Source organism: Bradyrhizobium sp. KBS0727 (assembly GCF_005937885.2).
In the GTDB taxonomy this organism is placed as follows: domain Bacteria; phylum Pseudomonadota; class Alphaproteobacteria; order Rhizobiales; family Xanthobacteraceae; genus Bradyrhizobium.
Genome location: NZ_CP042176.1, coordinates 685,231 through 704,308 on the forward strand (window position 1 = coordinate 685,231; position 19,078 = coordinate 704,308).

At 64.2% G+C, this 19,078-nt stretch carries 13 protein-coding genes; 4 read left to right on the forward strand and 9 right to left on the reverse strand.

The genetic code is table 11. The features are described from left to right. Positions 1 to 47: 47 nt before the first annotated feature. The 7 genes from FFI89_RS03195 to FFI89_RS03225 form a co-directional block, all read right to left on the reverse strand. Positions 48 to 1,037: an ABC transporter ATP-binding protein gene (locus FFI89_RS03195; RefSeq protein ID WP_138832833.1), complete on the reverse strand. Its 990-nt coding sequence runs from the start codon at positions 1,035 to 1,037 to the stop codon at positions 48 to 50. Then, positions 1,034 to 2,047 carry an ABC transporter ATP-binding protein gene (locus FFI89_RS03200; protein ID WP_138832835.1) on the reverse strand — a complete coding sequence of 338 codons (1,014 nt, stop codon included), beginning with the start codon at positions 2,045 to 2,047 and terminating at the stop codon, positions 1,034 to 1,036. Before FFI89_RS03200 ends, FFI89_RS03195 begins: the two co-directional genes overlap by 4 nt. Then, positions 2,047 to 2,940, reverse strand: a complete 894-nt coding sequence (locus FFI89_RS03205; protein ID WP_138832836.1) for an ABC transporter permease — start codon at positions 2,938 to 2,940, stop codon at positions 2,047 to 2,049. The genes FFI89_RS03200 and FFI89_RS03205 overlap by 1 nt, the downstream gene beginning before the upstream one ends. 10 nt (positions 2,941 to 2,950) lie before the next feature. Next, positions 2,951 to 3,898 carry an ABC transporter permease gene (locus FFI89_RS03210; protein WP_138832838.1) on the reverse strand — a complete coding sequence of 316 codons (948 nt, stop codon included), beginning with the start codon at positions 3,896 to 3,898 and terminating at the stop codon, positions 2,951 to 2,953. Positions 3,899 to 3,940: 42 nt separating this feature from the next. Then, positions 3,941 to 5,536 (reverse strand): ABC transporter substrate-binding protein, encoded by a 1,596-nt coding sequence (locus FFI89_RS03215; protein WP_138832840.1) that lies wholly within the window; start codon positions 5,534 to 5,536, stop codon positions 3,941 to 3,943. A gap of 252 nt (positions 5,537 to 5,788) precedes the next feature. Then, a complete protein-coding gene (locus FFI89_RS03220; protein ID WP_138836051.1) occupies positions 5,789 to 7,339 on the reverse strand; it encodes an AMP-binding protein in 1,551 nt (516 codons plus the stop codon). A gap of 16 nt (positions 7,340 to 7,355) precedes the next feature. Beyond that, on the reverse strand, positions 7,356 to 8,510 hold the full coding sequence (locus FFI89_RS03225) for an iron-containing alcohol dehydrogenase (RefSeq protein ID WP_168212764.1): 1,155 nt from the start codon (positions 8,508 to 8,510) through the stop codon (positions 7,356 to 7,358). An 88-nt stretch (positions 8,511 to 8,598) separates the two neighbouring features. On the opposite strand from FFI89_RS03225, the gene FFI89_RS03230 reads away from it, so the two are divergent. Next, positions 8,599 to 9,261: a glutathione S-transferase family protein gene (locus FFI89_RS03230; protein WP_168212765.1), complete on the forward strand. Its 663-nt coding sequence runs from the start codon at positions 8,599 to 8,601 to the stop codon at positions 9,259 to 9,261. 91 nt (positions 9,262 to 9,352) lie between these two features. Here FFI89_RS03230 and FFI89_RS03235 read toward each other — a convergent pair whose 3' ends face one another. Then, a complete protein-coding gene (locus FFI89_RS03235) occupies positions 9,353 to 11,125 on the reverse strand; it encodes an acyl-CoA dehydrogenase family protein (RefSeq protein WP_138832844.1) in 1,773 nt (590 codons plus the stop codon). A 538-nt stretch (positions 11,126 to 11,663) separates the two neighbouring features. On the opposite strand from FFI89_RS03235, the gene FFI89_RS03240 reads away from it, so the two are divergent. The 3 genes from FFI89_RS03240 (at position 11,664) to FFI89_RS03250 (ending at position 17,297) form a co-directional block, all read left to right on the forward strand. Beyond that, positions 11,664 to 12,782: an efflux RND transporter periplasmic adaptor subunit gene (locus FFI89_RS03240; protein ID WP_371722548.1), complete on the forward strand. Its 1,119-nt coding sequence runs from the start codon at positions 11,664 to 11,666 to the stop codon at positions 12,780 to 12,782. Beyond that, a complete protein-coding gene (locus FFI89_RS03245; protein WP_138832848.1) occupies positions 12,779 to 15,934 on the forward strand; it encodes an efflux RND transporter permease subunit in 3,156 nt (1,051 codons plus the stop codon). Before FFI89_RS03240 ends, FFI89_RS03245 begins: the two co-directional genes overlap by 4 nt. Before the next feature lie 169 nt (positions 15,935 to 16,103). Further along, complete coding sequence (locus tag FFI89_RS03250) at positions 16,104 to 17,297, forward strand: ABC transporter substrate-binding protein (RefSeq protein WP_138832850.1); 1,194 nt, start codon at positions 16,104 to 16,106, stop codon at positions 17,295 to 17,297. A 99-nt stretch (positions 17,298 to 17,396) separates the two neighbouring features. Here FFI89_RS03250 and FFI89_RS03255 read toward each other — a convergent pair whose 3' ends face one another. Continuing rightward, entirely contained in the window at positions 17,397 to 19,019 is a 1,623-nt protein-coding gene (locus tag FFI89_RS03255; RefSeq protein WP_138832852.1) for a porin, read from the reverse strand. Positions 19,020 to 19,078 lie beyond the last annotated feature (59 nt).

Here is a 19,078-nt window from a genome sequence, read left to right on the forward strand (position 1 = left end):
TCGCTCGCAATGACGGGGGAGCGTTCGCCGGGACGACAATAGAGAGTTTATCCCGGTCGCCCCGTTCCGTCGTTCAGCCAGCACGCCACCTCGTGCTTCGCGCCCGCTTCCTTCAGCACCGGACGTTCCACCTTGCAGCGGTCCATCACATAGCGGCAGCGGGTGTGGAACGCGCATCCGGGCGGCGGGTTGATCGGGCTTGGCACGTCGCCGTCGATGCCAGGCGCGAGCTTTTTCGCCTTGGGGTCGGCAATCGGCACCGAGGCCAGCAACGCCTGCGTATAGGGATGACGCGGGTTGGCGAACAGCTCGGTCTTGTCTGATATCTCGACGATGCGGCCGAGATACATCACCGCGACGCGGTGGCTGATATGGGCGACCACGGCGAGGTCATGCGCGATGAACAGGTAGGAGAAGCCGTGCTTGCGCTGCAGGTCGATCAAGAGATTGATCACCTGCGCCTGGATAGAGACGTCGAGCGCCGACACCGGTTCGTCACATACAATCAGGCTCGGCCCGAGCGACAGCGCGCGGGCAATGCAGATGCGCTGCCGTTGTCCACCGGAGAACTGATGCGGATAGTTCTTCATCTGGTCGGGACGTAGTCCGACCTGCGCGAACAGTTCGGCGACGCGTGCCTGCTTCTCGCGGCCGGTCGCCAGCCCATGCACGCTGAGCGGTTCGCCGACGATATCGCCGGCGGTCATGCGCGGGTTGAGCGAGGCGAACGGGTCCTGGAACACGATCTGCATCGAGCGTCGATGCGGCCGCATCTCCGCCTTGCTGAGGCCGGTGATATCGGTGCCGTTCAGCTTGATGGCGCCGCTGGACGGTTCCACCAGCCGCAGCACGGCGCGCGCCACCGTCGACTTGCCGCAGCCGGACTCGCCGACGAGACCCAGCGTTTCGCCCTTGCCGACCGAGAAGCTGACGCCGTCGACCGCATGCACGGTGCCGATGCGACGGCGCAGCACGCCGCCGCGCACCGCATAATGTTTGACGAGGTCGGTGACCTCCAGCAGGGGTGTGTCGGTCATGGCGCGGCCACCGTTTCCGCCGCGCGCCAGCACGCCGCCAGATGTTTGCCGCCGAATTCCTCCAGCGGCGGATATTCGGCACGGCAGCGGTCGATCGCAAGACTGCAGCGCGGCGCGAAGGCGCAGCCCACCGGCAGGTTGGTCAGCGACGGCACCATGCCGGGGATTTCGGTCAGTCGCGCATCGGCCTTGGCTTCAAGCGAAATCACGGCCGGCATCGAGGCCATCAGTCCGCGGGTATAGGGATGCAGCGGGTTCTCGAACAGATCCTCGACGGTGGCTTCCTCGACCTTCTTGCCGGCATACATCACGATGACGCGCTGCGCGGTTTGCGCCACGACGCCGAGATCGTGCGTGATCAGCACCAGCCCGGTGCCGAGCGTCTTCTGCAGGTCGACGATCAGCGCCAGGATCTGTGCCTGGATGGTGACGTCGAGCGCGGTGGTCGGCTCGTCCGCAATCAACAGCGCCGGCCGGCACGCCAGCGCCATCGCGATCATGGCGCGCTGGCGCATGCCGCCGGACAATTGATGCGGATATTCCTGCGCGCGCCGCTCCGGTTCGGGAATCCGCACCAGGCGCAGCATCTCGACCGCCTTGGCCCACGCCTGCTTGTTGCTCATGGTCTGGTGCAGTTGCACCACTTCGGTGATCTGGTCGCCGATCCGCATCACCGGATTGAGCGACGTCATCGGCTCCTGGAAAATCATCGAGATCCGGTTGCCCCGGATCTTGCGCATCTCGGCCTCGTCGAGGCTGAGCAGGTCGGTGCCTTCCAGCGTCACCGAGCCGCCGACGATCCGGCCCGGCGGGTCGGGCACCAGCCGCATGATCGACAGCGCGGTCACGCTCTTGCCGCAACCGGATTCGCCGACGATCGCCAGCGTTTCGCCGCGGCGGACGGTGAACGACACGTCGTCGACCGCCCGGAACAGCCCCGAATTGGTGAAGAACACCGTCTGCAGGTTCCGGACGTCGAGAACCGTTTCTTCCGCCTGTGCCCCGGTCATCAGCCGCGCTGCCTCGGGTCGAGGATGTCGCGCAGCGCGTCGCCGAACAGGTTGGTGCCGAACACCGCGAGGCTGATCGCGATGCCCGGGAAGATCACCAGCCACGGCGCGGTGCGGACATATTCCGCCGCCGATTCCGACAGCATGCGGCCCCATGACGGATAGGGTTCGGGAATACCGAGGCCGAGGAACGACAGCGAGGCTTCGGTGAGGATGGTGGAGCCGAGCTGCGCCGTCGCCAGCACGATCAGCGGCGCCAGCGTATTCGGCAGCACGTGACGGAGCGCGATGCGGGTTTCACTCATGCCGATCGATTTGGCGGCTTCGACGAACGGCAGTTCGCGCAGCGCCAGCGTGTTGGCGCGGATGACGCGGGCCACCGTCGGGATCAGCGGGATCGCAATGGCGATGATCACGTTCGGCAGCGACGGGCCGAGTGCTGCCGTCATGACCAGCGCCAGCACCAAAAGCGGCAGCGCCTGCAGGATATCGGTGACCCGCTGGAACACCAGGTCGACCCAGCCCGACAGGTAGCCCGAGGCGAGGCCGACCATCACGCCGATCGAAGACCCCAGGAAGGTCGAGCCGATGCCGACCGCCAGCGAAATGCGCGCGCCGTGGACGATCCTGCTCCAGACGTCGCGGCCGAACGAATCCGTTCCCATCCAGTGCCGCCAGTCGGGCGACGCCAGCCGGTGGGCGGAATCGACGCTGAGCGGATCGTAGCGGCTGATCAGGTCGGCCGAGATCGCCACCCAGACGAACAGCAGCATGATGAACAGGCCGAAGGTGCCGAGCACGTAGCGTTGCGCGAGAAACGTCAGCCGGCGCCAGCCATGCGTCGAATGGGCGCCGGCGCGTTTGAGCTCGCTGTCGTAGTTGATCGAAGTCAAGCGGCGGCTCCTAATCCGTATACCGGATGCGTGGATCGATCGCGGCGTACAGCATGTCGACGGTGAAGTTGGCGAACACCACGACCACGGCGATCAGCATCACGAGGTTCTGCACGATCGGGTAGTCGCGCCAGCGCAGCGCTTCCACCAGGAAGCGGGCGACGCCGGGAATGTTGAACACGGTCTCGGTCACGATCAGGCCGCCGATCAGGAAGGCGGCCTCGATGCCGATCACGGTGATGACGGGCAGAATGGCATTCTTCAGCGCGTGGCGATAATTGACCGAGGCCTCGGAAGCGCCCTTGGCGCGCGCGGTGCGGATGTAGTCCTGCCGCAGGATTTCGAGCATCGAGGAGCGGGTGATGCGCATGGTCAGCGCGGCGCTGCGGAACCCGACCGCCATCGCCGGCACGCAATAGATCGCGATCGCCTCGGTCCAGGTTTTCGGATTCGGATTGTAGATCGGCATGGTGCCGAACAGCGAGACCGACGCCATCAGGATCAACAGCCCGAGCCAGAACGACGGCAGCGACAGCCCGCTCAGGCTGACGATGCGCAGAGCGTAATCCAGCCGCGAGCCCTGATGCACCGCGCTGATGACGCCCAAGGGAATGCCCATCGAGGCGGAGAACAATAGCGCCAGGCCGGCGAGCCGCGCGGTGATCGGAATCCGTGGCAGGATCTCCTGCAGGGCCGGCTTTTCCGACACGTAGGAATAGCCGAGGTCGCCGTGCAGCAGCCCGCCGATCCAGTGCAAATATTGCACGTAGAGCGGCAGGTTGAGGCCGAGTTCCTTTTCCAGGTTGGCCTTGTCGGCGGGATCGACGAAGCCGGCGGCGTCGAACAGGATGTCGACGATGTTGCCGGGCACGACGCGCAGCAGCACAAAGATGATGATCGAGATCCCGATCAGGGTCACGAGCATCAAGGCGAGGCGTCGCACGATATAAGCAAACACCTGACGTTTCTCCCTGAGCGTCTCGCTTGTCGCGGCTGGACGCTACTTGTCCATCCAGACGTCTTCGTAACGATAGCCGTTATAGGAGCTGTTGGACATGATGGTAATGTTCTTGACGTAAGGTTGCCAGCAGGTCCCGGTACGGGCGTGGAAGATGATGGGGCGGGCCACGTCTTCCTGCAACTTCTTGTCGATGTCCCAGACCATCTTCTTGCGCTTGGCGACGTCGGTTTCCTGCGACTGCTGGTCGAACAGCTTTTCGATCTCCTTGTTGCAATAGTTGGTGTAGTTCCGCTCGGAACCACAGGAATAGTTCTCGTAGAAGGATTGATCGGGATCATCGACGGCGTTGCCGGTGAGGTTCAGTCCGAGCGCATAATCCTTGCGCGCGACCTTTGGAAACCATTGCGCGGTGTCGACGACCTCGAGTTCGCCGTCGATATAGATGCTCTTGATCTGGTCGATCAGGATGACGGCAGGATCGCGGTAGATCGGAATGTTACGGGTCGAGACCTTGATTTGCAGATGCTTGTCCGGACCGTAGCCCGCCTTTTGCATCAGCTTGCGCGCTTCCTCGCGGTTGGCGTTGATGTCGGGGCCGTAGCCGGGGATCGATTCCAGCATTTCCTTCGGCATCGCCCATTGCCCGGCGGGGGCCGGTTCCATGGTGCCGCCGATATCACCCTGTCCCTCGAACATGATCGAGATGAACGCCTTGCGGTCGAGTGCCAGCGCCAAAGCGCGGCGGATGTCGATATTGTCAAACGGCGGCGAGGACGAATTGACGATGATATTGGTCGAAACGTTATTTGGTTCCACGACGCAAACCGCCTTTGGGGCTTGCGATTTGACGTCCTTGATCATGGGGATCGTCACTTCGGTCGGCAGCGTGATGTCGAACTGGCCGGAGATGAAGCCGAGTATAGCCGTCGAGCGGTTGGGGATGATGGTGAATTCGATGCCGTCGAGATAAGGCAGGCCCTTCTTGAAGTAGTCGGTGTTCCTGGTGAGCTTGATCGATTCATTGGCCTTGAACTCGACGAATTTGAACGGGCCGGTACCGATCGGCTTGGTGCGCATGTCGCCCGGCGAGACGTGGCAGGGATAGACGGGCGTATAACCGGAAGCGAGCAGCGCCAGCAGGGCCGGCTGCGGCCGTTTTAACTTGAACGATGCCTCGTAATCGCCATTGGTGACGACGTCGTCGACCTGATCGTACCAGGACTTGCGCGGGTTCTGCCGGAACTTCTGCGGCGACTTGCCCATCAGCATGTCGAAGGTGCATTTGACGTCGGCGGAGGTGAAGGGCTTGCCGTCGTGCCACTTGACGCCCTGTCTCAATTTGAAGGTCAGGGTCTTGTTGTCGCTGCTCCAGGCCCAACTCTCGGCGAGTTCCGGGACGATCGATTCGATGCTGTTCTGGGCGACGTGCTGATTGTAGATGACGAGATTGTTGTAGACGGGCATGAAGGGGATGTTGACCGAATAGGTCGCGCCCTCGTGGATCGAGGCACTGCCCGGACTGTCGCGGTGATAGAATCGGAGGATGCCGCCGTGCTTCGGCTCCTCAGCCGATGCAACATGATACGCCGGCAGCAACAACAATGCCGCAGCGGCAAGCGCGCGAACGCTCCGCATGGTCCCTCCTCGAGCTTCGGTCTCAATTGGCCGATTGCCGGCGACGATAGCATGGCGGAGCGTCGGGGCAACCGGCCAAGCCGATGCAGGGATTGGCAATTCGGACTACGCCAGTTCGCGTTGCGGAACTTGTGGGCGGGCTATTCGCGCTATTTGCGGGGAATTCGCGCATCGCCCGCGTTTCGGCCGGCCACGGATGGCAACGGCTCGCGCCAATATGCCTCACCCGTTTCACGGGCGCGTTCCGTCTCGTCACACGATCCGCGAGGTCTTGCTGCCCCAGTAGCGGTCGCGCAGCAGACGCTTGTAGAGCTTGCCGGTCGGCAGCCGCGGCAGTTCGGCCTCGAAATCGATCGAGCGCGGCACTTTCTGGCGCGACAGCGACTGGCTGCAGAACGCGATCAGTTCGTCCGCCAGCGCCTGCCCCGGCTCAACCCCGGGCATCGGCTGCACCACCGCCTTCACTTCCTCGCCGAGATCCGGATTGGGCACGCCGAACATCGCGGCGTCGGCGATCTTGGGGTGGGTGATCAAGAGGTTCTCGCATTCCTGCGGATAGATATTGACGCCGCCGGAGATGATCATGAACGTGGCGCGATCGGTCAGATACAGATAGCCGTCGTCGTCGACATAGCCGACGTCGCCGACGGTGCTCATGCTGCCGTCGGGCGAGCGCGACTCCTGGGTCTTGGCCGGATCGCCGAAATATTCGAACGGCGTCGCGGTCTTGAACCATACCGTGCCTGGCGTTCCCTTCGGGCTCGGCTGCATGTTCGCGTCGAGGATATGCAGGTCGCCGAGCAGCACCTTGCCGACGGTGCCGCGATGGGCCAGCCACTGCTCGCTGTCGCAGGCGGTGAAGCCGAGCCCTTCGGTGGCGCCGTAATATTCATGGATGATCGGTCCCCACCATCTGATCATCTCGTCCTTGACCGCCGCGGGGCAGGGCGCCGCGGCGTGGATCGCGATTTCGAGCGAGGACAGGTCGTAGCGCTGGCGGACCTCGGTCGGCAGCTTCAGCATCCGCGAGAACATCGTCGGCACCAGCTGGGTATGGGTGATGCCCCATTGCTCGACCAGCGCGAGATAACGCTCGGGGTCGAAACTCTCCATGATGACGACGGTGCCGCCGTTGCGGATCGTCAGATTGACGGCGGCCTGCGGCGCCGAATGATAGAGCGGCGCCGGCGACAGATAGACCATGCCTTCGCGGTAGTGCCACAGCTTCTGCAGGAAATCGAACAGCGGCAGTTGCTGCGAGGCCGGCTGTTCCGGCAACGGTCGCAGAATACCCTTTGGCCGGCCGGTGGTGCCGGACGAATACAGCATCGCGGTGCCGTTGCTTTCGTCTGATATCGGCGTGTTCGGCAGGCCCGCCGTCGCCCGTTGCAGGCCGACGATGCGATCGCTTTCGCCTTCTCCGTCAACGACGATGCAGAGTTCGACCTTCGGGCATTCCTTCAAGGCCTCGCGCGCAACATCGAGTTTTGCTTTCGAGGTGATCAGAATGCGCGACTGGCTGTTGGCCAGGATGTAGGCGAGCTCGCTCGCGGTCAGGTAGGAATTCACGCAGGTGTAATAGAGCCCCGATCTCTCGCCGGCACCGCAGGATTCGAGATAGCGGTTGTTGTTCTCCATGAAGATCGAATAGTGATCGAGACGTTTGAGCCCGCGGTTGCGGAACAGGTGCGCCAGCCGGTTGCTGCGGGCATCGAGTTCGCGATAGGTGACGGCCTCGCCGGTGCTCGCCATGATGAAGGCGGGTTGCAGCGGACGAAGGTGAGCGTGCTTGCCGGTGTACATCGAATTCAAAATCCTCTCATACAGCCAGTTCAAGAATTTCGCGCACCTGCGCCGGTCCCTCGATCTTGCGCGGGTTGCGCGGCACCCAGGGCGTCGCCATCGCCTGCTGCGCGATGCGGTCGAAATGTTCGGGGCCGACCTTGACCTCGTGCAGGCTGCGCGGCATGCCGAGACCACGAATGAAGGCATCAAGCACGTCGCCGGCATCCTCACCCGGATGGCCCATCGCGGCGGCGACCATTGCCTGGCGCTCGGCATTGACGGGCTTGTTCCAGCGCATCACGAACGGCAGCATCACGCAGGAGGTGTAGCCGTGTGGCACGCCGAACTCGGCGCCCAGCACATAGCCGATACCGTGACTGGCGCCCATCGGCACGCCGGACGACAGCCCGCCCATCGAAAGCCAGGTTCCGATCTGGCAATCCATCCTTGCGTCGAGATCGTTGCCGTCGGCTTTCACCCGCGGCAGCGCCTGCGCCAGCAACGACAGCCCCTTCACAGTCTGCGCGTCGGCGTAGGGGTGCGATTGGCCCGAGCAGATGGCCTCGACGCAGTGGTCGACGGCGCGAATGCCGGTCGATAGCCACAGCCATTCCGGCGTGTGCGATCCCAGCGCCGGATCGAGGATCACCGCGCGCGGAATCGCCAGCGGATGGCGCACCGCCTCTTTGACTTTTGTGGTCTCGTTGGTGACGCCCGCGCTGTGGCTGAAGTCGCCACCGGCGATCGTGGTCGGCGCGCTGATCTGGCGCACGACAGGCGCATTCATCGGCGGCGGTGCGCCTTTTCTTGCCCTGATCCGGTCGATGTCATCAACGGTCCGGACGTCATTGGCGAGGCAAAGCTGTACCGCCTTGGCGCCGTCGGTGATCGAACCGCCGCCGACCGTGACGATGAGGTCGGCGTTGGCGGCGCGCGCCTGATCGGCGGCGGCGATCACCGCCGAGCGCGGCGTGTGCGCCGGCATCGCGTCGAAGGTGGCGGCATAGCGAGCCCCCAGGGCGCGGCGGATTTTCTCGATTTCATCGGTTTCGCGGTTGAGTGTCCCGCTGACCATCAGGAAGGCGCGTTGCGCGCCCAGCCGGTCCATCTGCTCGACCACCGCCTCGGATGCCGGTCGCCCGAACACGACCTCCTCCATGGCGCCGAATACGACACGCCCTTTATGCACGCTTGTCCTCCCCGGACATTTTGGCTTTGTTGCAAGCCTTGAAGCTGCAAGCCTTGAGCCTAGCGTAACTGAGGAAATCTGGAACGTCATGCCCGAAGATGATGCGTTGACGAACCTGGTGCTGTATGGCCGCCATGCGTCGCCCTTTGTGCGCCGCGTGGCGGTGACCTTGCGGTTCTACGGCATCGATTACGATCATGTGCCGCTGATGCCGTTCGGCCCGGACAAGGCGGAACTGGCCGCCTTCAATCCGATTGCGCGGGTTCCGGCACTCAGGCTTGCCGATGGCGAGATGCTGGTCGACAGCGCGGTCATTCTCGATCATCTCGACCAGATGGCGGGCGCGCGGTCGCTGACGCCGGCCGCAGGTGCCGAGCGCCGTCGCGTGCTGACGCTGGTGGCGGTAGCACTTGGCGCCAATGAAAAGCTGGTCGCCGGTCTCTATGAACGTCACTTCCGGCCGCGCGAGGCTTGGCACAAGCCGTGGCTCGACGGCTGCGACAAGCAGGTCCGCGACGGTTTTGGCTGGCTCGACGGACAATTTGCCGGGCCGTGGTTTACGGGGCCCGAGCTGACCCAGGCCGATATCACGGTCGCGGTGTTCTGGCTGTTCGGCTGCGGCAAGCGGCCGAAGTTCTTCGCCGCCCTCGGTTGCAACAGGCTGCAGGCGCTGGCCGAGAAGTTGCAAGGTACGCCGGCGTTTCAGGCGACGTTGCCGGAAAAGGAGACGCTGGCGAAGGAGTTGGGGTGATGGCCCCAGCGTCATTCCGGGGCGATGCGCAGCATCGAACCCGGAATCTCGAGATTCCGGGTTCGTCCTTCGGACGCCCCGGAATGACGGCCTAGACGAGCAGCTTCGCAATCTCACTGAGTGACACCGGCTGCTCCGACAACAACACCTCCGCCGCCGCGCGCTCCCACGTCGCCTCTTGCGGTGCCAGCGGGTCCTGCACGCTCAACCGGTGCTCCAGCACGAGCCGTGCATACAGCGCGCGCCGTGCGTCGGCGCTGGGATTTGCGGCTTCCGAGGCCATGAGGATCGCGCTGGTGACGTGATAGAGCGCGCTTGCAGCCTGCCGCGCATGCTGTTCGGCATCCGGCTCGGCGGCGACGCGTTCGGCAAACGCGACCACGCGATCTAGCGTTTGCCGCAGTCGGTCGCGGAATGCGGCCGGAATCGACGCGGCTTGATCCAGCAATTTCACCAGCGCCGTTTGCAACGCCGTGTGCGCCCGGCTCTTGCCGACCGCGCGGGTGATGATGTCGAGCGCGTTGATGTTGCTGGTGCCTTCCCAGAGCACGCCGAGATGGGCATCGCGCACCAGCCGGGCATGCACCCATTCCTCGATGTAGCCATTGCCGCCACGCACTTCCATCGATCCGGTCGCCACCGGAATGTTGTCGCGACAGGCGCGGAATTTCAGCAGCGGCGTCAGGATGCGCAGGATATTTTGGGCATCCTTGTCGCCGGCATTGGCGCGGTCCATCGCATCGGCCGCGAACAGGAACATCGACAGCGATTGTTCGGCCGGCAGCGTGATCTTCAGCAACTGACGACGCAGCAGGGGATAATCGATGATGGTGTGGCCGAACGCCTGGCGGCTGCGCGCACACACCATGGCCTCGTTGACGCAGCGCCGCATCATCGCCGCCGCGCGCACGCCGTGCGACAGCCGCGACAGGTTGACCTGCTCCATCATCTGCTTGAGGCCCTGGTCCTGCGCGCCGACCAGGTAGGCGACGGCGCCTTCCAGCAAAATTTCGCCCGACGCCATCGAGCGGGTCCCGAGCTTGTCCTTGAGACGGACGATGCGATAGGCGTTGCGGCGTCCGTCCTTCAGCCGGCGCGGCAGCGCGAACAGCGCTAATCCCTTGGTGCCGGCGGGGGCGCCCTCGGGCCGCGCCAGCAGCAGGGCGACGTCGGCGTCGGCATGCGAGCAGAACCATTTGTCGCCGAACAGGCGCCACTCGCCGTCTTCCAGGCGCGCCGTGGTTTCGATGGTGCCGACGTCGGAGCCGCCGGCGCGCTCGGTCATGAACTGCGTGCCTTTCCACATCGTGGCGACATCGCCGGACAGCATTTTCGGCAGCAGATAGGCCTGCAGCTCCGGGCTGGCGAATTTTTTGATCAGGTGGGTCGAGGTGTCGGTGACGCTGATCGGGCACATCAGGCCGAACTCGGCCTGCACGAACAGATACTGCAGCGCGTATTTCGCCACCGCGGGCAGCGGACGATCCAAGCCCAGCGCGCCGGCGCGATGGCTCATGGCGTGGAATTGAAAGTCACCGAAGGCGATCTGTTCCATCTCCCGATAGGAGGCATGGTAGTCGATCCAGTCTTCGTCGCGGCCAAAACGGTCGCGCGGATGCAGCACCGGCGGATGCTTGTCGGCAAGCCGCGCCAGTTCGTCGAGCCTGCCGCCGGCGAGCGCGCCGAGCCGGTCGAAATACGGCTCCAGGTGCTGGAAGTCGGCGGGCGACAGATAGTACGCGAGCAGATCGCGCAAGCCCCGGTCGACGGCGTAGAAATTCTGCCCGGCGGCATCGGGTGCGATGTGGTCGGCGCCGCGGCGCAAGCCCGCATCCGGCGAAGGTCGGGGTGAAAGCGCATCCATGGCGGGCCTCCCTGTCGTGTTTTTCCGATGCTTACCGCTTTAGGGGCGAAGGTTCCACCCGTCGCTGTGACGGAGGAGAGCGAAGCTCCACACTCGTGTCGTGCCCCGCGACGGCGGGGCATCCCATACGCCCTTGCGGAACGGGATGCTTCCCCCACCGGCCGGACGATATTTGTATGATGTCACGTTTCCGTCATCGGGACGTCGAAAGCCGAAATCGGCAAGGGATTTCATGGCCGCAGGGAACGACGCGCCTCCCTTTTTTCCCGGCAGGTTCCACGCCGAACGCCCGACCACTCCGCCGCTTGAGCCGGGCATCCATAAACATTTTGCTTGCTCCGGCGAGGTTCTTGCACAGACTGGGAACCGTTCCCATCTGTGACCTCCGCCGCGGATGCCGCGGGGCCGAGGTCTCGGTCGATGACGTTGTCGGGAAGTGCGGGGGAGTTGGATGTTGGGCGAGACTGGGCCATCTGAATTTGTGACAGGCAAAAGCCTTCATGTTCTTTCGCTTCGCGGCCTGCGGCCGTTGATCCCGCTGGTCGCGCTTGCGCTGACGAGCTGCGGCGACAAACCGCCGCAGCCGGCGGCCGCCGCCGCGCCGCCGGTCACGGTGGCGCAGCCGGTGAAACGCACCGTCACGGACTGGGATGAATTCACCGGGCGCTTCGAGGCGATCGAGGAAGTCCAGGTTCGCGCCCGCGTCGGTGGCTTCGTGACGTCAGTGGAATTCCGCGACGGCGCCATCGTTCATGCCGGCGATCTGCTCTATGTGATCGACTCCCGCCCGTTCGAGGCGGTCGCCGAGCAGGCCGACGGCCAGCTTTCCGATGCGCGCGCCAAGGCAGAACTTGCCAAGCGCGATCTCGACCGCGGCCTGTCGCTGGTCCAGACCAGCGCTGTCTCCGAACAGGTCGTCGACCAGCGCCGCCAGGCCCTGCAGGCGGCGCACGCCGCCGAGACCATAGCCGAAGGCGCGCTGAAGGCGGCCAAGCTCAATATCGAGTTCACGCATGTGATGGCGCCGATCACGGGCCGGGTGAGCCGCCATCTGGTCAGTCCCGGCAACCTCGTGCAGGGCAGCGAGGGCGGTTCGACGTTGCTGACCTCGATCGTTTCGCTCGATCCGATCTACATCTATTTCGACGTCGACGAGGCGACCTATCAACGCAACAGCAAGCTGTGGTTCGAGGGCAAGCGGCCGAGTTCGCGCGATACGCCCAATCCGGTCCAGGTGACGCTGACCGGCGAAACCAAGCCCTCGCATGAGGGCAAGATGGACTTCCTCGACAACCGCCTCGATGTCTCGACCGCCACGCTGCGCAGCCGCGCGGTCATCCCTAACAAGGATTTGTCGATCCTGCCCGGCCAGTTCGGCCGCGTCCGCCTGATCGGCAGTTCGCCCTATGAAGCCCTGCTGTTGCCGGACTCCGCGATCGCGACCGACCAGTCCCGCAAGATCGTGTTCGTGGTCAAGGACGACAACACCGTCGAGGCCAAGCCGGTGGTGCTCGGGCCGCTCGACCAAGGCCTGCGCGTGGTCCGCGAGGGGCTCAAGGCGGAAGACCGCGTCATCGTCGACGGCCTGCAGCGCGCCCGCGTCGGCGCCAAGGTCACCCCGCAGACCGCGAAAGCGCCGGATGGTGCCAAGCCATGAATCTCGGAAGGCTTTCCATCAACCAGCCCATCCTGGCGATGGTGCTGTCGATCGTGCTGCTGATCGTCGGCGCGCTCGCCTATACCACGCTGCCGGTCTCGGAATATCCGCAAGTGGTGCCGCCGACCGTCGTCGTCACCACGCAATATCCCGGTGCTTCGGCGCAGACCGTCTCCGATACGGTGGCGGCGCCGATCGAGCAGGAGATCAACGGCGTCGAGGACATGCTGTATCTCTACAGCCAGGCGACCTCGAACGGGCAGCTCACGATCACCGTGACCTTCAAGCTCGGCACCGATCTCGACAAGGCCCAGGTGCTGGTGCAGAACCGCGTCGCGATCGCGCAGCCGCGCCTGCCCGAGGAGGTCCAGCGCAACGGCGTGACGACACGCAAGAACAGTCCCGACATCCTGATGGTCGTGTTCATGCTGTCGCCCGACGACAGTTTCGACCAGCTCTACATCTCGAACTATGCGCTGCTGCAGGTCCGCGACCAGTTGCTGCGGCTCGACGGCGTCGGCGACATTCAGATGTTCGGCGCGCGCGACTATTCGATGCGGCTGTGGCTCGATCCCGACCGCATCGCCAATCTCGGCCTGACGGCGGCCGAAGTGCTGGCGGCGATCCGTTCGCAGAACCTGCAGATCGCCGGCGGGCAGATCGCGGAGCCGCCGATCGCGGACCGCGCCTTCCAGCCCAATCTCGTCTTTACCGGCCGCCTGAAAGACCCGCGGCAGTTCGAGGATATCCTGATCAAGGCGGGTTCCGACGGCCGTGTCGTCCGCCTGCGTGACGTCGCCCGTATCGAACTCGGCGCGCTGTCCTACGCCACCAACAGCTTCCTGCTGCGGAAATCGGCGGTAGCACTTCTGGTGACCCAGCGCCCCGGATCGAACGCGCTTGCCACCGCCAAGAGCATTTCCGATACGATGGTGCGGCTCAGGGAGAGTTTTCCGAAAGGGCTGGACTACAATATCGGCTACAATCCGACCGAATTCATCGCGCAATCTGTCCATGAGCTGATCAAGACCATCTACGAGGCGATGGCGCTCGTCGTGATCGTGGTGCTGGTGTTCCTGCAGGGCTGGCGGCCCGCCATCATTCCGATCATTGCGATCCCGGTGTCGCTGGTCGGCACTTTCGCCGTCATGGCCGCGCTCGGCTTCTCGATCAACAACCTGACGCTGTTCGGCCTCGTCCTTGCGGTCGGCATCGTGGTCGACGACGCCATTGTCGTGGTGGAAAATGTCGAGCGGCATCTCGAGCACGGCATGAGCCGGCGCGATGCCGCGCTCAAGACCATGGAGGAGGTTGGCGGCGCGCTGGTCTCGATCGCGCTGGTGTTGTGCGCGGTGTTCGTGCCGACCGCGTTCCTCGGCGGCATCTCCGGACAATTCTTCCAGCAATTCGCCGTCACCATCGCGGTGGCGACCGCGATCTCCTGTTTCTGTTCGCTGACGCTGTCGCCGGCGCTGGCCTCGCTGATTCTGGTTCCTCACGAGGAAAAGCGGCCGCCGGCAAGCTGGAATGTCATCGCCCGCGGCTGGGCGGCCTTTACCGGCGTGTTCAACCGCATTTTCGACCGGCTCTCGCACGGCTACGCGGGCGCGGCCGACTTCGTGATCCGGCATACGGTGGTGATGCTCGTGATCTACCTCGCGCTGATCGGTAGCGCCGGCTGGCTGCTGGTGACGACGTCGCAGGGCTTCATTCCGGCGCAGGACCGCGGTTACGTGATCATCTCCGCGCAGCTGCCCGGCGCGGCGTCGCTGGATCGCACGACCAAGGTGGTGCGCGAGATCGAGCGCATTGCGCTGGATACGCCGGGCATCGTTCGGGTCGCGGCCTTTGCAGGCTTCTCCGGCGCGACGCGCACGCAGGCGGGCAATGCCGCGGCGCTGTTCCCGGTGTTCGACGAGCCGGAGGCCCGCCTGAAGAAGGGGCTGTCGGCGAACGCCATCACGGCCGACCTGCGCAAGCGCCTGTCCGTGATCCAGGGCGCTTTCATTATTGTGATCCCGCCGCCCGCGGTGCCCGGCATCGGCACCGGCGGCGGCTTTGCCATCCGCGTCCAGGACAGGCAGGGCCGCGGACCCGAAATGCTGGCCGCTGCGACCGACGAGCTTGTCGGCGTCGCGCGCAAGTCGCCCAACCTCACCTCGGTGTTTTCGCCCTTCACCGCCAACACGCCGCAGGTCTTCGTCGACATCGATCGTGTCAAGGCGCAGAAGCTCGGCGTGCCGATCTCCGGCATCAACGACACCATCCAGACCTATTTCGGCTCGACCTACGTCAACGACTTCAACCTGTTCGGCCGCACCTATCACGTCACGGCGCAGGCCGACCTGCCGTTCCGCAAGGAGACCTCCGATCTGGCGCGGCTGCGCACGCGCAATGCGGCGGGTGACATGGTGATGCTCGGCAGCGTGGTCGACTTCCGCGACATCTCGGGTCCCGACCGTGTCGCGCGCTATAATCTCTATGCGGCCTCCGAACTGCAGGGCGAGCCGACGCCGGGAACGAGCTCGCAGACCGCGCTCAACACCATCAAGCAGCTTGCCGACCAGACGCTGCCGAGCGGCTTTACGTTCGAATGGACCGATCTGTCCTATCAGCAGGTGACCGGCGGCAATTCCGGTCTCTATGTGTTTCCGATCTGTGTGCTGTTCGTGTTCCTGGTGCTGGCCGCGCAGTATGGCAGCTGGACCCTGCCGTTCGCCGTGATCCTGATCGTGCCGATGTGCCTGCTGGCCGCGACCATCGGCGTGCGGATCATGGGACAGGACGTCAATATCCTCACCCAGATCGGCTTCGTGGTGCTGGTCGGACTGGCGGCGAAGAACGCGATCCTGATCGTTGAGTTCGCCCGCGACATCGAGATCGAGGGCCGGCCACGGCTCGAGGCCGTAATCGAAGCCTGCCGGCTGCGGTTGCGGCCGATCCTGATGACCTCGTTCGCGTTCATTCTCGGCGTGCTGCCGCTGGTGGTTTCGACCGGGTCCGGATCGGAAATGCGCCAGGCGGTCGGCGTCGCCGTGTTCTTCGGCATGCTCGGTGTGACGCTGTTCGGCCTGATCTTCACGCCGATCTTCTACGTCATCGTCCGCAACCTTGCCGATGGCAGACGCGGCAACAAGCCCGAGGCCGTGTGAAAGCTTGCTGTCATTCCGGGTTCGCGCCTACGCGCGCCCCGGAATGACGAAGAGCGTTGATGACCGCAACCCCAATACTATTGGCTGATCTGAAATAGATGGGCAGCCGCAGGGTTATGAAATATTGTTGCGCGAGATTTCCCTGAACAGAGACTGCTGGGAGGCACATATGAAGTCGGGATTGTTGGCGGCCGTTGCGATGAGCGGTCTTTTGCTGGCCGGGACGGCGTCGGCACAGGGCGTCAAGATCGGCATTCTGAACGACCAGTCCGGGGTCTACGCCGATTACGGCGGCAAGTATTCGCTCGAAGCCGCCAAGATGGCGATCGAGGATTTCGGCGGCAGTGTGCTCGGCCAGCCGATCGACATCGTCTCCGCCGACCACCAGAACAAGCCGGATCTCGCCACCGCCATTGCGCGGCGCTGGTACGAGGTCGAGAACGTCGACATGATCACCGAATTGACGACGTCCTCGGTGGCGCTCGCGGTCCAGGAACTCTCGAAGGAAAAGAAGAAGATCGACATCGTCGTGGGGGCGGCGACCTCGCGCATTACCGGCGACGCCTGCACGCCGTACGGTTTCCACTGGGCCTACGACACCCACGCGCTGGCGGTCGGTACCGGCGGTGCGCTGGTGCAGGCCGGCGGCGATACCTGGTTCTTCATGACCGCGGACTACGCCTTCGGTTATGCGCTGGAGAAAGACACCGGCGATCTCGTCAGGGAAAAGGGCGGCAAGGTCGTGGGTACGGTCCGCATCCCCCTGAACTCGTCGGACTTCTCCTCGTTCCTGCTGCAGGCGCAGAGTTCGAAAGCCAAGATCATCGGTCTCGCCAACGCCGGCCTCGACACCACCAACTCGATCAAGCAGGCGGCGGAGTTCGGCATCGTCAAGGGCGGCCAGAAGCTCGCCGGGCTGTTGCTGACGCTGGCCGAAGTTCACGGCCTCGGGCTCGAAGCCGCCCAGGGCCTGGTGCTGACCGAAGGCTACTACTGGGATCGCGACGACAAGAGCCGCGACCTCGCCAACCGCTTCTTCAAGCGCACCGGCCGGATGCCGAACATGATCCAGGCCGGCACCTATTCGGCGACGCTGCAATATCTGAAGGCGGTCAAGGCCGCCGGCACCAAGGACGCGGATGCCGTCGCCAAGAAGCTGAAGGAATTGCCCGTTGACGACGACTTCGCGCAGGGCGGCAAGGTGCTCGAAAACGGCCGCATGGTGCACGACCTCTATCTGTTCGAGGTCAAGAAGCCGTCGGAATCGAAGAAGCCGTGGGACTACTACAAGCAGCTCGCAGTGGTTCCCGGTGACAAGGCATTCCCCACAGCCAAGGAATCCGGCTGCCCGCTGACGAAGTAACCGCGGCGGCGATTGTTCGATCGCCGGATAGTGCTGCTCAACGGCAAACGCCGCGCTGGTTTGAAGCCAGCGCGGCGTTTGTTCGTTCAGGTGGCAGGATCAGAAGTTACGCTGGGCGCGGACCTGCAGCAGCACCGTGTTCTGGTCCTTGAACTCGTAGGTGGCGGCCGGCTTCGGCGCGCCCGCGCTGAAGACCGACGTGCCCGTGTACTTCTGGTCGAGGTGGAACCAGTCGACTTCGGCCGAGAACGTCAGGTTCTTGACGGGCGTCCAGCGAGTCACCAAGCCGAGCTGCGAGACGTTGAAATCGGGGTTGCAGGTGTAGGTTACGCCCTGACCGGCATGGCCCGCGGCGAAGGCCGCGCAATACGCACCCTTGGCCGTCGTCAGATCGCCAACCGCACCGTTGTAGCGAACCGCCGAGTAGCCGCCGAACAGGCTGGAAGACCAGTAGGGATCCCAGTTGTGGTTGAACGCGCCGCGAATGCCATAGGCTTCCGTCAGCTTCAGATCGCCGGTTCCGCCGGAACCGACCGGAAGCCAGACGGCGTCGGTCGTCACGCCGAGGCCGATGCTTTGATAGGCGCCGGGAGCGCTGGTGCCGCTGAACATCGCGAAGTTCGGCGAAGCCGAAGAGGTGGAGATCACGCTCTTGGTGTTGCCCTTGGCATAGCTCACGTCGACCTTGATGTCGTCGCCCGCGCCGGTGGGGATGTTCTTGATCTGCAACGCAGCCATCACCGATCCGCCCCATTTGGTCTCGGGGTGGCCGGAGATTTCCGAGAACGCGGTCGGCGATCCGTTGGCAACACCGACGGTACCCGCCGCCGCGGCGGCGGTGTTCAGGACGTTGTAGGAACCGGAGACTTCATGCGCCCCGGCCGAAAGCTGGAACAGACCCCAGGCCTGGTCGACGCGAATGTTGCCGACGATCTCCGGAGCGTGAGCGCCGGCATAGGCGTTGCCGCTGGTACCGGTTGCGCCGACGCCACCGACACCGAGGCCGCTCGGACCGAGATTATAAACCGCGGTGCGGTTCCATACGGTCGGGTCGTCGAGGCCGATTGTGCCCGATACGCCGTTGCCGAACTGGGCGGTGTACTGGATGTTGTTCACGCCGGTATCGGTGTTCTGGCCGCCGAGCAGCGAAGAATTGATGTTACCCGGAAATCCCTGCCAGGGCGTCGCGTAAGCCGAGGCGGACTTGCCGAAGGTGAAGCCGGCGAACTGGATGAAGACGTACTCGACCGCGACATAGCCTTCGCCGGGCTGGTTCAGGAGCGACGTGTTGGTGCCGGCGGCCGGCGAGGCCGTGAAGTTGGCCGGATTGACGGTCGTGCTGCCCTGCGTGCTGAACTGGAAGTCGGCCTGACCAAAGGTGCGGACCACGCCATATTCGGTGGCGGTGCGGGTATCGACGGTCAGCGCCATACGCGAGCGCGAAGCAAAGTAGTCGCGAAAACGATTGCCTTGCCCGATGTCGCCCGACCACGCCGGCGTTCCGTGGATGCCGCCGTTGAAGGTGGTGTCGACGCGCAGATAGCCGCCGAGCTTGATGCAGGTATCGGTGCCCGGGATGTAGAAGAAGCCGGCGCCGTAGAGCGAGCAGATTCGCACATACTCGACCGCCTTGGCCTTGACGGGAAGATCGGCGGCCTGTGCCCCGCTGATGGCTAGTAGACCCGCGGCCGAGCCGAGGATCAGGGTTCTTGTCGAAAACATAGCTATTCTCCGGTGATGGTCTACGCGCTGTTCGAGCGTACTACGGAGATAATGGAGAA

What these genes read in the sequence shown, in the direction of transcription:
- FFI89_RS03195 (WP_138832833.1), bottom strand. Translation starts at nt 1,037, where the DNA reads ATGACCGACACACCCCTGCTGGAGGTCACCGACCTCGTCAAACATTAT.
- FFI89_RS03200 (WP_138832835.1), bottom strand. Translation starts at nt 2,047, where the DNA reads ATGACCGGGGCACAGGCGGAAGAAACGGTTCTCGACGTCCGGAACCTG.
- FFI89_RS03215 (WP_138832840.1), bottom strand. Translation starts at nt 5,536, where the DNA reads ATGCGGAGCGTTCGCGCGCTTGCCGCTGCGGCATTGTTGTTGCTGCCG.
- FFI89_RS03220 (WP_138836051.1), bottom strand. Translation starts at nt 7,339, where the DNA reads ATGTACACCGGCAAGCACGCTCACCTTCGTCCGCTGCAACCCGCCTTC.
- FFI89_RS03230 (WP_168212765.1), top strand. Translation starts at nt 8,599, where the DNA reads ATGCCCGAAGATGATGCGTTGACGAACCTGGTGCTGTATGGCCGCCAT.
- FFI89_RS03235 (WP_138832844.1), bottom strand. Translation starts at nt 11,125, where the DNA reads ATGGATGCGCTTTCACCCCGACCTTCGCCGGATGCGGGCTTGCGCCGC.
- FFI89_RS03245 (WP_138832848.1), top strand. Translation starts at nt 12,779, where the DNA reads ATGAATCTCGGAAGGCTTTCCATCAACCAGCCCATCCTGGCGATGGTG.
- FFI89_RS03250 (WP_138832850.1), top strand. Translation starts at nt 16,104, where the DNA reads ATGAAGTCGGGATTGTTGGCGGCCGTTGCGATGAGCGGTCTTTTGCTG.
- FFI89_RS03255 (WP_138832852.1), bottom strand. Translation starts at nt 19,019, where the DNA reads ATGTTTTCGACAAGAACCCTGATCCTCGGCTCGGCCGCGGGTCTACTA.